The organism is Neisseria zalophi (assembly GCF_008807015.1).
Lineage (GTDB): Bacteria > Pseudomonadota > Gammaproteobacteria > Burkholderiales > Neisseriaceae > Neisseria > Neisseria zalophi.
This window is the reverse complement of record NZ_CP031700.1, coordinates 1830370-1847678: the sequence shown is the minus strand read 5'-3', so window position 1 is coordinate 1847678 and position 17309 is coordinate 1830370. Positions and strand designations below refer to the sequence as shown.

Below are 17309 nucleotides of genomic sequence, written 5' to 3'. Positions count from 1 at the left end.
TAGGCCGTCTGAAAAGTTTTCAGACGGCCTATGTATTTTAAATAATTGATAATAGATGATTTATCCGTTTAAAACATTTTCCTGTAAGGCATGGGTGGCCTGTTCGTCGGCGTGGTAGCTGCTGCGTACCATGGCGCCGATGGCGGCGTTGGTAAAGCCCATGGCATATGCTTCTTGTTCGAATGCTTTGAACTGAGCCGGTGTAACATAACGCAATACGGGCAGGTGGCCGTCTGAAGGTTGCAGATATTGGCCGACGGTAATCATTTCGATATTATGCGCACGCATATCCCGCATGATTTCGCGTATTTCTTCGTCGGTTTCGCCTAAGCCGACCATAATGCCGGATTTGGTGGGGATATCGGGTTGCATTTCTTTATAACGGCGCAAGAGCTCGAGTGAGTGTTTGTAGTCGGAACCGGGGCGGGCCTGTTTGTATAGGCGCGGGTGGGTTTCGAGGTTGTGGTTCATCACATCGGGCGGTGTTTTGGCCAAAATATCTAAGGCGATATCAAGGCGGCCGCGAAAGTCGGGAACGAGGATTTCGATTTTGGTTTGCGGGCTGCGTTCGCGGATGGCGGTGATACAGTCGGCAAAGTGTTGGGCGCCGCCGTCGCGCAAGTCGTCGCGGTCAACGGAGGTAATCACGACATAACGCAAATTCATGGCGGCGACGGAGTCGGCCAGATTTTTGGGTTCGTCGGGATCAAGCGGGTTAGGGCGGCCGTGGCCTACGTCGCAAAACGGGCAGCGGCGGGTACAGATATCGCCCATAATCATAAAGGTGGCCGTGCCTTTGCTGAAGCATTCGCCGATATTGGGGCAGGAGGCTTCTTCGCATACGGTATGCATTTTTTGATCGCGAAGAATATTTTTGATTTCAAAAAATTTCTTGCCGCTGGGCAGTTTGGCGCGAATCCATTCGGGCTTTTTAAGCTTTTCTTCGAGTGGAACGACTTTGATGGGAATACGGGCGGTTTTGGCTGCGCCTTTGTGTTTTACGCCTTGTGCATTGTCTAGTTTGATTTCACTCATGATGCGCTGTCTTTCTGAGCAAGTTGTTTGGTAAGGTGTGCGGTTAGTTTTTCGGCTACTTCGGCCAGCGTGGGGCAGGGGTCGAGGAAGTCGGCCATCTGAACCATTTCCATGCCGGCATAGCCGCAGGGGTTAATATGGGTAAACGGGCTTAAATCCATATTGATATTGAGTGCGAGGCCGTGATAAACCGAGCCGTTTTTAATGCGTAAACCGAGCGAGGCGATTTTACGGCCTTCAACATAAACGCCGGGGCGGGCGGGATCGGCCGCCGCTTCGATGCCGTATTCGGCCAAAGTGGCGATAATGCTGTCTTCCAATGCGCTCACAATCCGGCGCACGCTGGTTTTGCGTCTTTTAAAGTCGATAAGGGTATAAACCACGAGCTGGCCGGGGCCGTGGTAGGTAATCTGCCCGCCGCGGTCGATTTGTACGACGGGGATATCGTCTTTAATCAGTAGGTGTTCGGGTTTGCCGGCCAGCCCTTGTGTGAATACGGGGTGATGCTCGACAATCCATAGTTCGTCTTCGGTGTTATCGGTTCGGGCGGCATTGAATGCTTTCATGGCTTCAAAAACCGGTTCGTATTCGGCCAGCCCTAGTTGTACGGTTTTCATGGTTAAAACACAACTTTAACTAATTCATGGTTAGTTAGGGCTTGATAAATATTATCAAGTTGTTTTTGGTCGTTTACATAAACTTTTACTGTGGCACCGATATAGTTGCCCTTGCTGCTGGGGCGGATGGTAATGTGGTGTTGCTGGGTATCGGGTGCGTGTGTTTGAACGGCCTTTAAAATGGCACTTTCAAATTCGGGGTGTTGCGCCCCCATCACTTTCAAAGGGAAGTGGCAAGGGAACACAATCAGTGTTTTTTTTTCTTCAGACATAAGAATTTCTTTCTTGAACGAGGCCGTCTGAAAGGTATTCAGACGGCCTTCGGCCTGTTAATATAGACGCTATTCTAACGCAAACACAGCCTTGTTGCACCTGGGCTTAAAGCTGTGTTCCGTAAAGCAGTTATCGAGGCTTGAAATAAAATGGTTCAGCCCAACTTAGCACGCAACGATGACTAAAACAGTAGAGATGAAATAATGGCAACAGATAAAAATTTAAAGGAATATTTCGCATTGGCAACCTTGCCGCTGCGTGATGTCGTGGTTTATCCGCACATGGTACTGCCCTTGTTTGTCGGCAGGCCGAAATCTATTGCCGCATTGGATATGGCGATGGAAAAAGACGAACGTGTGTTTTTGCTCGCCCAGCATGATCCGAATGATGAGGATCCGGCACCGGAAGACTTGCACACTATGGGCACGGTAGCACAGGTTTTACAAGTATTGAAACTGCCGGATGGCACGGTGAAGGTTTTGGTTGAAGGTATCAGCCGTGCGCAGGCATTGAAAGTTGAAGATACCGGCGAGTTTTTCCTTTCCCATGTTGAAATGGTCGAAGATATTGATTCGGACAGCAACGATATGGAGGCATTGCGCCGTACCCTGCTTTCGCAATTCGATCAGTTTGCCAAACTGAATAAAAAGATTCCTGCCGAAGTAGTCAGCACCATTCATGCGATTAATGATAATAGCCGCTTGGTGGATACCGTGGCTGCCCATTTGCAATTGAAATTGGAACAACGTCAGGAAATTCTGGATACCGTCAGCATTGCCGAGCGTATGGAATATCTGTTGGGTCAGCTTGAAGCCGAGTTGGATATTATGCAGGTGGAAAAACGTATCCGCGGCCGTGTGAAACGTCAGATGGAAAAATCGCAGCGCGAATACTATCTGAACGAGCAGGTTAAGGCCATTCAGAAAGAATTGGGCGAAGAAGACGAGCGCGGTGAGTTGGAAGCTTTGGAAAAGCAAATTCTCGATGCCGGTATGAGCAAAGAGGCGGAAGAGAAATGCCTTTCAGAATTGAAAAAACTGAAAATGATGCCGCCGATGTCGGCAGAATCAACCGTGGTTCGCAATTATATTGATACGCTGCTGGAATTGCCGTGGAAGAAAAAATCACGTGTCAGCAAAGATTTGGCTAAAGCAGATTTGGTGCTGAATGCTGATCACTATGGTTTGGAAAAAGTGAAAGAACGCATTTTGGAATATTTGGCCGTACAAAAACGTATGGACAAAATCAAAGGCCCGATTTTATGCTTGGTCGGCCCGCCGGGGGTGGGTAAAACCTCTTTGGGTGAATCGATTGCCAAAGCAACAGGCCGTAAATATGTGCGTATGGCTTTGGGCGGTGTGCGCGACGAGAGCGAAATCAGAGGCCACAGACGGACTTATATCGGCTCTATGCCGGGTAAAATCCTGCAAAACATGGCCAAAGCCGGTGTAAAAAATCCGCTGTTCCTATTGGATGAGATTGATAAATTGGGCAGCGATTTCCGTGGTGATCCTTCCAGTGCCTTATTGGAAGTGCTTGATCCGGAACAAAACAATACATTTGCCGACCATTATGCAGAAGTGGATTATGATTTGAGCGATGTGATGTTTATTGCAACTTCAAACAGCCTCAATATTCCGCCGGCACTGCTCGACCGTATGGAAATTATCCGCTTATCCGGCTATACGGAAGATGAAAAAATCAATATTGCCATGCAGTATCTCGTTCCGAAAGAAATGAAACGCAACGGCGTGAAAGAGGGCGAGTTGGATATTGATGAAACCGCCGTGCGTGATATTATCCGCTACTACACCCGTGAAGCCGGTGTTCGTGCGTTGGATCGGGAAATCGCTAAAATCTGCCGTAAAGTGGTGATGAACATTACTTTGGAAGCGGATAAGAAAACGAAGACTACCGCGGCTAAAGGCCGTCTGAAACCGAAAACGGTAAAAGTGGATGAGAAAAACCTCCATGATTATTTAGGCGTACGCCGTTTCGATTACGGTGTGGCGGAAGATGAAAACCGTATCGGTCAGGTTACCGGTTTGGCATGGACTGAAGTCGGTGGTGAATTGCTCACTATTGAAGCAGTGGCGCTGCCCGGTAAAGGCAATATTATCCGTACCGGACAACTGGGCGATGTGATGAAAGAATCGGTATCTGCCGCGTGGAGTGTGGTTCGTTCTCGTGCGGAAACCGTTGGTTTGTCACCTGATTTCTACGAGAAAAAAGACATTCACGTGCATGTGCCGGAAGGTGCAACACCGAAAGACGGACCGAGTGCCGGTATTGCCATGACTTTGGCTATGGTATCCGCTTTCACGCAAATTCCCGTCCGTGCCGATGTGGCGATGACCGGTGAAATCACGTTGCGCGGCGAAGTATTGCCGATCGGCGGATTGAAAGAGAAGCTGTTGGCCGCACTGCGCGGAGGTATTAAGCATGTTTTAATCCCTCACGACAACGTGAAAGATTTGGAAGAAATTCCGGATAATGTGAAAGAGGGCCTGACAATTCACCCTGTTAAATGGATTGAAGAAGTTTTGGCATTTGGCTTGGAAAGACAGCCAGAGCCTTGGAAAGATGAAACTGTAGCCACTGAGCCTGCTTTAGCAAAACCAGGGCGTAAGTCAAGCGTGAAAGCAACCAAGCATTAAATTTGTTTTAATGTGTTGTAAAAGATGCGGTTGTTGTAAAGAAAGCTCCTAAAAGGCTTAAATACCGCATCTTTTTTCTTGACACGCTGATTTTAGGCTTGTTATAAAGTCAACAGGTGTAAAAATTTAGTACTCCAAAGCCCGATATTCGGGGTTTTCATTATTTCAAACGATAGAAAGGGACTTTATTGTGAACAAGTCTGAATTGATTGAAGCTATTGCCCAAGAGGCCGAAATTTCTAAAGCTGCTGCTGCCAAAGCCTTAGACGGTATGACCAATGCAGTAACTAAAGCATTGAAAGCAGGCGATACCGTGACTTTGGTAGGTTTTGGTACTTTCTACGTTGGTGAACGTGCCGAACGCAAAGGTCGCAATCCTAAAACCGGTGAGCCGTTAACCATCGCTGCTGCGAAAACACCAAAATTCCGTGCCGGTAAAGCACTGAAAGACGCTTTATAAATTCAACTTTCTGATTGATTTTGTGAAAAGCAGCTTTATAAAAGCTGCTTTTTCTTTTTTTCGCTAGTTATTTTTAATATTTATTTTTTAGAATGCATTCAGACGGCCGCCATAATTTTCAGATTTCAACTGTTCGTTTTGAGCAGTAATGTTTAAATATATAGGAAACTGTATGCTGTAGTGTATGAAAAAGTAATCCAGTATGAGAATAAACAGCCATCATCTTTTTTAGTAGCCTTTGTATAGCAGAACTCTGCACAGCATAGCCAAACACTGATACAATTCATTCTTTATTTTCATTAATTCATTACAGCCTATTATGTTTGTTACAGTAGAAAAATATAAAACGCCCGCTAAAATTTTATTGGGGCTGATTGCCATTACTTTTGTGGGTTTCGGGGTGAGCACTGTGGCAGCACCCGGCTCGGATTATATTGTCGAAGTCGGCGATCAAAAAATCAGTAATTATGATGTTGATGTGGCTTTACAAAATGCACAGGCAGCTGAAGGGCAGGATGCACGTAATTCCGCTTTTCAGGCTTTGCTCCAACGCGCTTTATTGGTAGCTGGTGCTAAAAAAATGGGTTTTGCTGTTTCTCAAGAGCAATTAAAAAAAGTGATTGTTGATGATCCGACGTTCCATGGCCAAGACGGTAAGTTTAGTCAGGATTTATTTAATCAATATCTGAGTCAAAACAATCTTTCCGAAGATCAATTGATTGATAATATCAGCAGCGAGTTTGCCGTTCAAAACTTGGTTAATTTAATTGGTAGCGGAGCTTTAATCAGTGATGCACAGGCTAAACAATTGCTGGAAGCTACTCAGGCCGAGCGTACTATACGTACAGTTTCTTTTAGTCCCGAACAGTTCTTTTCCCAAGTAAAATCAGATGATGCCGCACTTCGGAAATATTATGATGCCAATAAGAAGAATTACATTATTCCACAAGCAGCAAAAATAGAATTTGTTGCTTTGAGTTTGCAGGATATGGCTGAAAAACAAACTGTGACTGAAGAGGATTTGAAAAAAGCTTATGAGCAAGCCAGTGCAGCAGTAAAACCGGCTCGTGAAATAGCCCATATTTTATTTAGTGTTCAACAGGGTGCGCCTGACAATGTACGTGCGTCTGTCAAAGCTGAAGCAGAAAAAGTATTGGCGCAATTGAAAGCGAATCCGAATAAATTTGCCGATTTAGCCAAACAATATTCCGATGATGAAGGCTCGGCCGGGAATGGTGGTAATTTAGGCTATCTGCCTCAAGACGGCGGTTTGTTGAAAGCATTTGAAGATCGTGCTTTTGCATTGCCTAAGGATGAAATCAGCGAATTGGTTGAAACCGAGGCAGGTTATCATATTATTAAAATATTGAATATCCGTGAGAAGCCTTCTCTTGAAGAAATGCGGGCACAGCTAGAAAGTGAATTAAAACAAAAAAATGCAACGGCCGCTTTTAAAGCAGCTAAAGAACAATTGGCTGATGAAGCATTTAATCATCCGGACAGCCTGAACGATGTTGCCAAAACGATGGGTTTGAAAATCGAAGCACCTGAAGATTGGCTCACCAAAGAAAACGGTAAAGCAGCCGGTATGCCGGATAATTTGATTGATGTGATATTCAGTGATGATGTTCTAAAACAAAAACATAACTCTGAGCCAGTAGATGTGGGCGAGAATGTGGTTTGGGTGGTTCGCGTGAAAGATGTGCGCGAGCAATCAACTCAATCTTTCGAACAAGCTAAAGATTTTGTGAAAACAGATTATGTAAATAGCGAGGCGGTCAAACTTGCTGAGAAAAAAGCACAAAACGCTTTAGCTGATGCACAAAAAGGTAAGTTGGAAGGTTTGAACTGGTCTGCTGTTACTCAAATGACAGCGGAAACAGCACGTCAGTCAATGCCGCCTGAAGACTATTCCCGTTTGGTTAAAGCACGCCCAGCTCAAAATAAACCGGCTTATGTATTGTTGTCGAATTTGCCCGCTCCGGTTTTGGTTGAAGTTCAATCGGTGAAAATGCCCGAAGATATTTCTCAACAACTGCCTGCTGTTAAACAAGCCATGAGGGAAGGGCAAGGAAATAGTAGTTATAGTGCTTTATTAGGTTATTTGGGCTCTATTATCAAGCAGAAGCAGGGTGCTCAGAATGTGAACCCCACCGGTATTTAAGGCTGAGTATTGATTAAGTATTACTTTATAAAAGATGCCGTCTGAAATTTTTCAGACGGCATCTTTATTTAAATATTAATCAATATGATAATGTTGTATTTTTTTGTATATTGCATTGATTTTTAATATAATTTAACAAAACATTTTTAAATATTTTAAAAATATTTAAATTAAGCATTTGATTTAAAATAAATTTTTTAAAATTTATTTTTTATTAAATATTTTATTTGTCAGTGCATAAAACATCTTAGTGATCATTCTTGACTTGTTAACTTAATTTAACTTAAAATTTTATGTTATGTTATAACAATATAATTATAGGTTAATTATGTTTTCCAGAAAAATCATTGTGCTGTCTTTAATGGTGGTTAACGGTAGTCTTTTTGCGAATCCTGTAGAAACACAACAGGAGTTAGAAGAAATTTTAGTAAAAGAGAAGCGTGATAATATCCAAGCCTCTCCTTTTCCAGCAGGTAGAAAGTCCAGCGATGTGGTGGTCAGTGGCGAAAAACTGAAAACCCGTTCTGCTACTTTAGGTAATGCGTTGGCTGATGAGCTTGGTGTGCACAGTAATCCATTTGGCGGTGGTGCAAGCGCACCTATTATCCGTGGCCAGGAGGGGTTGCGGGTTAAAATTCTGCAAAATGGTACGGATGTAATCGATATGTCCCATTTGTCGCCCGACCATGCTGTTGTTACCGATACTTTACTGGCGCAACAGGTAGAGCTTGTTCGTGGTTCGTCTACTTTGCTTTATGCCACAGCATCACCTGCCGGTGTGGTCAATGTGGTTGATGAGCGGATTCCGACGCGGATGCCGGAAAAGGGTTATAAAGGGGAGCTTGGTGTTAGATATAACACAAACGGTAATGAAAAAGTGGCCGCCGGTAATATTACTATCGGTTTGGGCGATCATGTTGCTATTCGTGCAGAAGGTTTAACCCGTAATGCACATAATTATAAAGTTCCTGGTATCAATTTGGGTGAAACAATTAATTATGTGCCTGATACTTATAATAAATCTCATGTGAATACATTTGGTCTCTCATTTATTGGAAGCAGAGGGTATTTGGGGGCTTCGTATAGTCTTCGCCGCGATAATTATGGATTACCCGGGCATAACCATAAATATGATGAGTGTTCGGCACATATTATCGATCCGGATAGACAATCATTTTCAACCCGCCCTTATTTGATTCCTTATCCTCACTTGATGGAAGATGGCGATATATTAAGCGCTCCCCATTTTCATTGCGATAGTAGTCATGCCAGTGATCCTGGGCACAGCCACGAACATCCTTATGGACATAAGCATGATCATTCTGAAAAAGGACCTTGGGTAGATTTGGTTTCCAAACGTACGGATGTAAGTGGTGAGCTGAAGCAACCTTTTCCTGGATTGGATAAAGTCCGTTTGAAAATGACTTATGCCGAGTATTATCATGATGAAAAAGATGCAGGTAAGTCTTTTGAAGATGAGCGAGATATCAGAAGCCATACACGCGCATTAAAGCGTCGCGGCCGTTTGGCTGGTACATTTGATAATATTGGATTTAATACACGGTTGGAATTTTTTCATACCCCCGTCGGTAATCTGAATGGGGTATGGGGTGCGCAGTATCAAAGCCAAAAAGCAGACGCGGCTATTCCTTTTTATAATGATACTTATACAGCTAAGGAAACACCGCCTTTGGTCTCGCACACTAATAAGCAGTTCAGTTTATTTGCACTTGAGCAATACCGCCATAAAAATTTAACTTTCGAAGTAGGTGCACGTGCGGAAAAACAAAAAACACCGGTTCACTATGATGATCAGATTTTGTATACCTATATGGATCGCTATCGTAATCCGCAAAACCATTGTGGTTTCTTCGGGTGCCCGCCGGAAGTGCCGTATGTAGAGCCTGATTTATCTACTTTTAAGAGTCGGGCTTATTCTTATGCAGGCTCGGTATTGTGGGATTTTCACCCTGACTACCGTTTATCGCTAAGCTTATCGCATAATGAGCGCACTCCTGCACCCATGGAACTTTATTTTCATGGCAAACATTTGGCGACAAATACTTTTCAGTTTGGTAATAAAAACTTGAAAAAAGAACGTTCTAATAATATCGAATTGGGCTTGACCCATAAAAACGACCGTTGGGATGCACAGATAACCACGTATTACAATCGGTTTAAGAATTATATTCATAATGAGACTATTTTTCGCCGCAATAATTTATTTATGCGCCGCTTCACTCAGTCTCAAGCTAAGTTTTACGGTATTGAGGGTCAGCTTGGCTACAAACTTACGCCGAATCATAAAATTACTTTATGGGGCGATTATGTTCGAGGTAAATTGTTTGATTTACCGAAAGAATATCAAAAAGTACCTAACGGGCGGACTAATGTCTATACAGGATTGCCTGATTATGATTATATTCGAGTGGAAACCGATAAAGAGCGTAATGCACCGCGTGTACCGCCTGCACGCTTGGGCTTACGGATAAATAGTGATTTTAGTGAGCGTTGGTCTAGCTCGCTGGCTTATACCCGTGCTTTTACTCAAAATAAAGTTAGCAAATTGGAAAGCCCGACTCATGGGTATCATCTGCTAGATTTTGGTTTAAGCTATCGCAATAAGTTAGGCAAATCTAACTATAAGGCAACATTTAATGCAAACAACTTACTAAATCAAAAAATTTATATTCATTCATCCTATCATTCTTATGTGCCGCAAATCGGGCGTAATTTTAGTGTGGGTTTAAATGTAGAATTTTAATGAGATAGTAATGATAAGAAGGCAGGCCGTCTGAAATCTTTCAGACGGCCTGCCTTCTTATTTGATTTATTATATTTTTAATAGGCTTGAGGTTGATTGATGGTATCGAAGTTTTTTTGTGCTTCTTCAACGGCTGCTTCTAATGCCTGTATACGTTGTTGGTAACGGACAAAATTGCGTTCATTGCCATAGCGGACTTTTTTTCCTTCTTCCAAAGCTTTTTTGGCTTCGTTTAATTTGCGTTGGGCTTCTCTACGTTTGGCTGTATCGGCAGGGGTATTTTGTGTGGAAGGTTCGGCTTGTGGCTCCGTTGTTTGTGTGGCTTGCTCGGGATGGTATTCCGCCGGTGTGGAAGAATAAATGCCGACCCTGCCGATATCGGCGGGTTGACAGCGGTTGGATGCCTGTTGCGTATAGATACGCCGCCCGCTGCTGTCTGTGCATTCGTAAACAGCGGCTTGGACGGGTAAGGATAAAAATAAGCTTAAAACGCTTGTGGTAATAAAAAATCGAATAGAGTTCATGGTTTTCCGTAATGATGGGTTATGCCGAAGGTGCTAGGGATGGCTTATCTATTTGCTTTATCAGGCACGGCTATTTAAAAATACTGCAGGCTTTTTGATATAAGGGCACTGCCGTTTGTTTACCAGAGTTCAATAGAACTGTTTATTACTGCACGGGCAGGGTCGGTTAGAATAGGTTTCGCCATCCGAACCACCATACGGCCAATAAAATCAATGCCGTTAGTATATTCGCTGCCATGATTTTACGCCAGTTGCGCGGCTGGTTTTTTAATTTATTCCGTTGCCCGCTACGTATATAGAAAAATGGGCTGAGTAAAACGGATACGGCTGCAACGAGCACAACTACCGTATAGTAAATTTTTTCACGTTCCATCATATTTCCCTAATTACGGTCGTCAATCATTTATCCTTGCTGCTCCAGCATTTTTCTAAAACGCAATAAAGCCAAGCCGAGGCATAAGGTACCGATTAGAGCCATTGATAAAAGTTGTGGCCAAACAATATTAAAATCCGCATCGCGGAATAATACGCTTTGGGCAAATTGGATAAATTGTGTGCTCGGCCAATATTCGCTGATCCATTGGGCGGCTATGGGCATATTGTTACGCGGAGAGGCTACGCCGGAAAACAACAGCATCACCATATAAAGCGGAATCATCAATAGCCCGAACTGCGCCATACTGGGGGCAATGGTGGCCAGCATAATGGCTAAGGCGGAAAGTGAAAAAAGATAGATACACACACCGAAAGCATACAGTGCCAGCGAGCCGTTAATCGGCACGCCTATGGCCTTGTGTACGACAAACCACATGGAAAGCATGGCGGCAATCAGTACGACTAAACTGTTGGCGGTAACTTTGGCCAGCATAATTTCTGTGGCACTGACCGGCATTACCAATAAATGTTCAATCGTGCCGTGTTCCCGCTCGCGTATTACCGCAGCACCAACCAGAATCAAAGACAACACCAATACCATATTGCCCAATTCCATCGGTGGGCCGTAAAAATACCCTTCGCCGTTGGGGTTGAAATAAGTACGCACAACGGGTTCGACCGGCAGCAGTTTTTCAGCGGCAGGTTGTTGTAAGAACAGGGCAGTTTCTTGGTGGAAAATCTGCATTAGATAGCCCGCGCCCAAACCTGCTTGCGACATGGCGGTTGCATCAACTGCTAATTGTATATCGGGTGAGCGGCCCATTAATACATCTTTTTCAAAATCGGCTGGAATATCCAAAGCAAAAATATATTCGCCTTTATCCATGTCACGGTTCACTTCCTCAAGGCCGACTTCGCGAGGTGGCTGGAAACGAGGTAGTCTTATCGCATCGCGTAAGCGGTAGGATAATGCGGAACGGTCACTGTCTACTACGGCAACAGGTGCATTGTGAACATCGGTATCGATTTCGGCACTGGAGAAAATCGTTACCGTAAACATAAACACAATCAGCACCATCAGCACCGGGTCGCTGAACAGACTGCGGAGTTCTTTTAATGCCAAATAAAAAATATTTTGAAGCGGTCTCATCAATAATCGCCTTCTCTTTTCAGACGGCCTATTTTTCCTGTTTTTTCAACCTGAAGCAGGATAAAGTAAAATAGACGGTGTAAAACACGACTAATATGCCCATATCGGGCAATAACGCATGCCATCCCAAACCTTTGGTAAACGTGCCGATACTCACCGACAAATACCAAGAAGCCGGCATCAGTTTACCCATCAGGTAGGCACCACCTTCCATGGCTGAGAGCGGATTCAGAAAGCCCGAATTGTTGAAGGTCGGAATCATAATCACAATGGCAGTCATACTGATAGCGGCCACTTGCGAGCGGGCAAATGTGGAAGCCAATAAACCTAAGGCGGTAGAAACAAACAGCAGAATGAGCGTGCCGACCGTCAGTGCAGTAAACGAGCCTTTCACCGGTACGCCGAACCAAAATATCATCATGCCCAGCAATACCACATAATTGGCCATGCCGATTGCGATATAAGGCAGTTGTTTGCCGAGTAGGAATTGTGGCACGGTGGCGGGCGAGGTATAGAAGTTGGAAATCGAGCCGATTTCGCGTTCGCGCACTACGCCCACAACCGACATCATGGCCGGAATCAGCATCAATACTAGCATCAACACCCCCGGAGCAATGGCAAAAATACTTTCAAAATCCTGATTGTACATAAAGCGTGTTTCGATATTTACTGCGGGCGGCGGCAGCGTGAGGCCGTAACGGCGCACCATATCTTGTCCGTAGTCCCCTAAAATACTGCCGATATAGCCTTGAATATTGCTGGCATTAAACGGCATGGCGCCATCAATATAAAATGCTGCTTCGGGGCGGTTGCCTGCTATCAGCTCACGACCGAAGCCTTCGGGTATATCCATTACCAGTCGCACATATGAAGATTTTAAGAGGGCTTCCGTGTCGGCGTCGGTCGGTAGCGGTTTTTCCGTGAAATAAGGCGAACCTGAAAAATATTCAGTTAAACGGCGGCTTTCTACGGTTTGGTCGTGGTCGATAACGGTATAAGTCAAATCTTGGACATTAAAAGAAATACTCCACGACAACGCAGTCATCAGAATCACGGGCCCCATAATGGCGAAAAACAGGCGGATTTTGTCGCGTAGTAATTCTTTGCTTTCACGCAGGGCAAAAGTCCATACGGTGGTGAACCAGTAGCGCAGGGTGTCGGTACGGTTGGGTTGGGAGTGGTGGGTTTGGGCTGAATCGCTTTCTGAATCAGGTAGGGTTTCAGACGGCCTGTCGGTTGTTGTGTCGGAGGCCATTCGGTCTGCTTCTTTTCGGGGCTGTTCAGGTAGCTCTATTACCGAATATGGGTTTTCAGACGGCCCCTCTGTCTGTTTGCTTTCATCATCCAATAAATATTGGATAAAAGCCTCTTCCAAATTCGCGGTCTGTTGTTGCCGAATCAGCTCTTGCGGTTGGCCGACCGTCAGCACACGCCCTTTGTGCATTAGGGAAATGCGGTCGCAGCGTTCGGCTTCGTTCATAAAATGGGTGGAAACGAAAATGGTGATTTTATCTTGCCGCGACAACTTGAGCAGATGTCGCCAAAACATATCGCGGGCAGCCGGATCGACGCCGGAAGTCGGTTCGTCAAGAATTAATACTTCGGGTTTGTGCAGGCAGGCTGCGGCCAATTGCAGCCGCTGGCGTATGCCGAGAGAAAGTGAGCCGGGCTTTTGGTCGGCGACGGTGGTCAGTTCGAATTTTGCCAGTGCATTTTCAACGGCATTCAGTCCGTCCGAGCCTTTGAGATGATACAGTTGTGCATGAAGCTTTAAATTCTGGCGGACACTTAGCTCTTCATACAGTGAAAACGCCTGCGACATATAACCCACGCGCATACGGGTACGGATATTGCCCGCTTCAATGGGGCGTCCGAGCAATTCGGCCGAACCTTCGCTGGCTTGCAATAGGCCGGTCAGCATTTTCATGGTGGTGGATTTGCCGCAACCATTGGAGCCGAGAAAACCGAATATTTCCCCTTTTTCAATCCGAAAGCTCACATGGTCGACGGCGGTAAAATTGCCGAAACGTTTGGTTAGCCCGTGCGCTTCGATGGCTGGCGGAGAATCGGGGTCGGAGGTGAATGGTGTGTTATCAGGTAGCCCCGAACTTTGCTGTTTTTCAGACGGCAACATACGGATATAAGCTGTTTCCAGTTTGTCGGTATCGTATTCCACCATCACTTCGCGGGTAGGTCGGTTGGCAAGCAGCTTGCCGTCGTCCATAGCAATCAGGTGTTCGAACTGTTCGGCTTCTTCAATATAGGCGGTAGCGACAATAATCGTCATGCCTTCATGTTCGGCACGCAAATCGCGTACCAAAGCCCAAAATTGGCGGCGGGATAAAGGGTCGACTCCGGTGGTTGGTTCATCGAGAATCAGCAGGTCGGGTTCGTGTACCAAGGCGCAACAAAGGCTGAGTTTTTGCTTCATGCCGCCGGAAAGTTTGCCGGCAGGGCGGTCGGGGAAAGGGTCTAATCTGGTGGCTTTGAGTAGGCGGGTGATGCGCGCTTTGCGGCGTTCGGCATCCAAGCCGAATAAACGGGCATGAAAATCAATATTTTCATAAACGCTTAAAGTGGGGTAAAGATTACGGCCTAGTCCTTGCGGCATAAAAGCGATGCGGTGCGATAAATCCTGACGCGATGATTTTTGCGCCATATCGTGTTCGAAAACGTTCACCGAACCGGTTTGAATGATTTTGACACCGGCAATGAGTGAGAGCAGTGTTGATTTACCGACGCCGTCGGGGCCGATTAAACCGACCGTCACCCCTTTGGGAATGGTAAGCGATATATTATCCAGCGCCGATATCTTCTTGCCGTAACGGTGCGAAACGGATTGTAGGGAAACGGCAGGGCTGTTCATGGTTTTCGCTATCCTGATGGGGGTTATTATTCAGACGGCCTTTCAACGGGTTTTGTTCTGGTTGTGTCGGCAGATTTTTCTAAAAAAGGGTTGTAGCAGATTTCCCATAAAAAACCGTCGGGGTCGGCAATATAGCCGCAATACCCGCCCCAAAAAACATCTTGCGGCGGTTGGGTGATGGTAACACCATGTTTGGCGAATTGTTTAAATAAAGTATCCACTTCTTCGCGGCTGCGGACATTATGCGCCAGTGCGACACGCGAAAAGCCTCCGCTGCTTTGATTTTCCACTCCGGCATCTTGTGCTAAGGACTCTTTCGGATATAGGGCAAACATCAGCGCACCGCCTGCCTGGAAAAAGGCAATATTGTTATGGCGGTTTTCTTGAGGCTGCCAGCCGAAAATATCCTGATAAAAACGGCGGGAAACGGCGATATCGGCTACGCCGAGCGTAATAAAATGAATATGTTGTTCCATAATGCCTGCTGATTATGTTTTCAGACGGCCTTATCCGATATATCCCATACCGTATAGGAGGCCGTCTGAAAGATAAAACGGTTTGTTCAGACGGCTTTAAATATCGACCGGTTTCCAGTCTTTGTTCCCTTTGAGTGGCGGCAGATAGGCCAAGCCTGCTAAACATTGCTGCCATAAAGCATCGGGGATGCGGTAATGGTCGGCTTTGTTCGGATCAAGTTCGCGGATCATTTCTGCTTCACGGCCATTCTCGATTAATTCGGCCAGATTCGGGTTCAGCAATATGCTTTTACCCACTGCGATAAATTCCGCCCAACCGGTTTGATAGGCTTCCAAAATCTGATCGGCGGTAAACAAAGCACCGATACCGATTAAAGGCAGCTTGCCGCCTATGCGTTCGTGTATCTGTTGTATTCTGGTTTGGGAGGTGTCGGCACCGCGGCGGGTTTTTTTATAGAATTCGTGTAGGGAAACATGTAGGTATTGCAGCGGTTTCTCAACCAAGGCATCAATCAACACGAATGTGTCTTGCATGGTCAGGCCGTCTTCACCCGGCTCTTCAGGCGAAAAGCGGTAGCCGATAATGAAATCGGGGCGTTGGTGTTTTTGGCGTACGGCATCTATTGCATCAATGACGGCAAGCGAAAAGCGCATACGGTTGGCCATGCTGCCGCCCCATTCGTCGGTGCGGCGGTTGGTTTGGGCGGAAACAAGTTGCTGAATCAGATAGCCGTTGGCACCATGGATTTCGACACCGTCGAATCCGGCCTGTAAAGCCAAGTCGGCGGCGCGGGCGAAAGCGTCAACCAATTGATGAAGCTCTTCGCTTGTGAGCGCACGCCAATCGCCTTCGGGGCTGTCTGACGGGGCGACTTTATCCAAGCCGTTTATCAATGCGGTTTGCGCTTTATCACCGCCGTGGTGAATCTGTAAAATGGCTTTCGCACCCTGCCGGCGGGAAATTTCAACCACTTCTTTTAAGCTCGGTAAGTCTTTTTCACCCACAGCTTCAGGTTGCCCTTCAAATGCTTTACCCTCCGATGATACCAGTGTGGCGGCGGAAATAAACATACCGAAACCTTTGAAACGGTCGTTTAAAAATAAGCGTTCTCCGGCGCTGATGCTGCCGTCGGGATTGGATGCCCGGTGAGTTAACGGGGCGACAACGAAGCGGTTTTTAATGGTGATACCGTTATTGAGTTTATAGGGGTCGAAAAGCGGGGCATATTTAGGATTCATTCAAATTCCTTAATTTATTCAGTATAACAATTATTATAATAAGGTTAGTTGGCCGATACGTTGTTCTGCACGAACATAAGCTGGCTCAGACTCAATCCGCTCTACATAGGCTGTTATTGCAGGCAAAGTCATATCTGTTCGGGAAAGGGCGGCCTGCAAAGGGAAACCCATCATAATATCCGCCCCGGTCAGTGTTTCGCCTAAGAGCCATGTTTTGTTGTGTAATGATTGTTCGATAAATGCAAGATGTAGTTTCAATTGCGGATTAATAAATGAGTTGCGTACACCGTCGGTAATTTTCCGGGCTATTGGTTTGGCATAAAAAGGCATTTTTTGTGCATCTATTTTTCGAAATACCAAAGACATAACCAAGAGTGGCATAAGAGATCCTTCGGCATAATGAAGCCAGAATAAATAGTCGGTATAGTTTGCAGCATCATGCCGAGGTTTTAGTGCGGTATGCTGCCCGTATTTGTTGATAAGATATTCGACAATCGCCCCGCTTTCTGCCAAGACTAAATTGCCGTCTTTTATCATGGGAGATTTGCCGAGAGGGTGAATTTTTTTCAAAGATTCGGGGGCGAAGTGGGTTTCAACATTCCGCTCGCTTATTTCAATATCGTAGTCTACGCCTAGGAGTTCCAACAGCCATGCGATACGGTAGGCACGTGATTGTTTGAGTGCATAGAGGGTAATCATTGATGTATGT

General features: G+C 45.6%; 14 protein-coding genes. 4 read left to right on the top strand and 10 right to left on the bottom strand.

The window, feature by feature from the left end:
• Nucleotides 1-60: 60 nt before the first annotated feature.
• Genes lipA through D0T92_RS08555 form a run of 3 tightly spaced genes read right to left on the bottom strand, consistent with a single transcriptional unit; the run spans nucleotide 61 to nucleotide 1924 of the window.
• The gene (gene lipA / locus D0T92_RS08565) at nucleotides 61-1035 is read right to left on the bottom strand and encodes a lipoyl synthase (protein ID WP_151051991.1); all 975 of its coding nucleotides are present in this window, start codon (nucleotides 1033-1035) and stop codon (nucleotides 61-63) included.
• Nucleotides 1032-1652: a lipoyl(octanoyl) transferase LipB gene (gene lipB / locus D0T92_RS08560; RefSeq protein ID WP_151051989.1), complete on the bottom strand. Its 621-nt coding sequence runs from the start codon at nucleotides 1650-1652 to the stop codon at nucleotides 1032-1034. Before lipB ends, lipA begins: the two co-directional genes overlap by 4 nt.
• 2 nt (nucleotides 1653-1654) lie before the next feature.
• A complete protein-coding gene (locus D0T92_RS08555) occupies nucleotides 1655-1924 on the bottom strand; it encodes an HP0495 family protein (RefSeq protein ID WP_404821649.1) in 270 nt (89 codons plus the stop codon).
• 204 nt (nucleotides 1925-2128) lie between these two features.
• Between D0T92_RS08555 and lon the strand changes: the two genes are divergently transcribed.
• From lon to D0T92_RS08535, 4 genes are all read left to right on the top strand, one after another.
• Nucleotides 2129-4582 (top strand): endopeptidase La, encoded by a 2454-nt coding sequence (lon, locus tag D0T92_RS08550; protein ID WP_404821648.1) that lies wholly within the window; start codon nucleotides 2129-2131, stop codon nucleotides 4580-4582.
• Between the two features lie 190 nt (nucleotides 4583-4772).
• A complete protein-coding gene (locus D0T92_RS08545; RefSeq protein ID WP_151051984.1) occupies nucleotides 4773-5042 on the top strand; it encodes an HU family DNA-binding protein in 270 nt (89 codons plus the stop codon).
• Between the two features lie 319 nt (nucleotides 5043-5361).
• A complete protein-coding gene (locus D0T92_RS08540) occupies nucleotides 5362-7206 on the top strand; it encodes a SurA N-terminal domain-containing protein (RefSeq protein WP_151051982.1) in 1845 nt (614 codons plus the stop codon).
• Between the two features lie 328 nt (nucleotides 7207-7534).
• Nucleotides 7535-9970: a TonB-dependent receptor gene (locus tag D0T92_RS08535; RefSeq protein ID WP_151051980.1), complete on the top strand. Its 2436-nt coding sequence runs from the start codon at nucleotides 7535-7537 to the stop codon at nucleotides 9968-9970.
• Between the two features lie 77 nt (nucleotides 9971-10047).
• On the opposite strand, the gene D0T92_RS08530 is transcribed toward D0T92_RS08535, so the two are convergent.
• The 7 genes from D0T92_RS08530 to D0T92_RS08500 form a co-directional block, all read right to left on the bottom strand.
• Entirely contained in the window at nucleotides 10048-10494 is a 447-nt protein-coding gene (locus D0T92_RS08530) for a DUF4124 domain-containing protein (protein ID WP_151051978.1), read from the bottom strand.
• Nucleotides 10495-10660: 166 nt separating this feature from the next.
• The gene (locus D0T92_RS08525; RefSeq protein ID WP_318527720.1) at nucleotides 10661-10870 is read right to left on the bottom strand and encodes a hypothetical protein; all 210 of its coding nucleotides are present in this window, start codon (nucleotides 10868-10870) and stop codon (nucleotides 10661-10663) included.
• A gap of 27 nt (nucleotides 10871-10897) precedes the next feature.
• Nucleotides 10898-12019, bottom strand: coding sequence for an ABC transporter permease (locus D0T92_RS08520; protein ID WP_151051976.1), 1122 nt, complete (start codon nucleotides 12017-12019; stop codon nucleotides 10898-10900).
• Between the two features lie 28 nt (nucleotides 12020-12047).
• Nucleotides 12048-14885 (bottom strand): ribosome-associated ATPase/putative transporter RbbA, encoded by a 2838-nt coding sequence (rbbA, locus tag D0T92_RS08515; protein WP_151051974.1) that lies wholly within the window; start codon nucleotides 14883-14885, stop codon nucleotides 12048-12050.
• Nucleotides 14886-14911: 26 nt separating this feature from the next.
• Nucleotides 14912-15361, bottom strand: a complete 450-nt coding sequence (locus tag D0T92_RS08510; protein WP_151051972.1) for a VOC family protein — start codon at nucleotides 15359-15361, stop codon at nucleotides 14912-14914.
• Between the two features lie 96 nt (nucleotides 15362-15457).
• On the bottom strand, nucleotides 15458-16600 hold the full coding sequence (locus D0T92_RS08505; protein ID WP_151051970.1) for an NADH-dependent flavin oxidoreductase: 1143 nt from the start codon (nucleotides 16598-16600) through the stop codon (nucleotides 15458-15460).
• A gap of 33 nt (nucleotides 16601-16633) precedes the next feature.
• On the bottom strand, nucleotides 16634-17299 hold the full coding sequence (locus D0T92_RS08500; protein WP_151051968.1) for a glutathione S-transferase: 666 nt from the start codon (nucleotides 17297-17299) through the stop codon (nucleotides 16634-16636).
• Between the last annotated feature and the right edge of the window lie 10 nt (nucleotides 17300-17309).

What these genes read in the sequence shown, in the direction of transcription:
- D0T92_RS08535 (WP_151051980.1), top strand. Translation starts at nt 7,535, where the DNA reads ATGTTTTCCAGAAAAATCATTGTGCTGTCTTTAATGGTGGTTAACGGT.
- D0T92_RS08530 (WP_151051978.1), bottom strand. Translation starts at nt 10,494, where the DNA reads ATGAACTCTATTCGATTTTTTATTACCACAAGCGTTTTAAGCTTATTT.
- lipA (WP_151051991.1), bottom strand. Translation starts at nt 1,035, where the DNA reads ATGAGTGAAATCAAACTAGACAATGCACAAGGCGTAAAACACAAAGGC.
- D0T92_RS08500 (WP_151051968.1), bottom strand. Translation starts at nt 17,299, where the DNA reads ATGATTACCCTCTATGCACTCAAACAATCACGTGCCTACCGTATCGCA.
- D0T92_RS08520 (WP_151051976.1), bottom strand. Translation starts at nt 12,019, where the DNA reads ATGAGACCGCTTCAAAATATTTTTTATTTGGCATTAAAAGAACTCCGC.
- D0T92_RS08540 (WP_151051982.1), top strand. Translation starts at nt 5,362, where the DNA reads ATGTTTGTTACAGTAGAAAAATATAAAACGCCCGCTAAAATTTTATTG.
- lon (WP_404821648.1), top strand. Translation starts at nt 2,129, where the DNA reads ATGGCAACAGATAAAAATTTAAAGGAATATTTCGCATTGGCAACCTTG.
- lipB (WP_151051989.1), bottom strand. Translation starts at nt 1,652, where the DNA reads ATGAAAACCGTACAACTAGGGCTGGCCGAATACGAACCGGTTTTTGAA.
- D0T92_RS08525 (WP_318527720.1), bottom strand. Translation starts at nt 10,870, where the DNA reads ATGATGGAACGTGAAAAAATTTACTATACGGTAGTTGTGCTCGTTGCA.
- D0T92_RS08510 (WP_151051972.1), bottom strand. Translation starts at nt 15,361, where the DNA reads ATGGAACAACATATTCATTTTATTACGCTCGGCGTAGCCGATATCGCC.
- D0T92_RS08505 (WP_151051970.1), bottom strand. Translation starts at nt 16,600, where the DNA reads ATGAATCCTAAATATGCCCCGCTTTTCGACCCCTATAAACTCAATAAC.
- rbbA (WP_151051974.1), bottom strand. Translation starts at nt 14,885, where the DNA reads ATGAACAGCCCTGCCGTTTCCCTACAATCCGTTTCGCACCGTTACGGC.
- D0T92_RS08555 (WP_404821649.1), bottom strand. Translation starts at nt 1,924, where the DNA reads ATGTCTGAAGAAAAAAAAACACTGATTGTGTTCCCTTGCCACTTCCCT.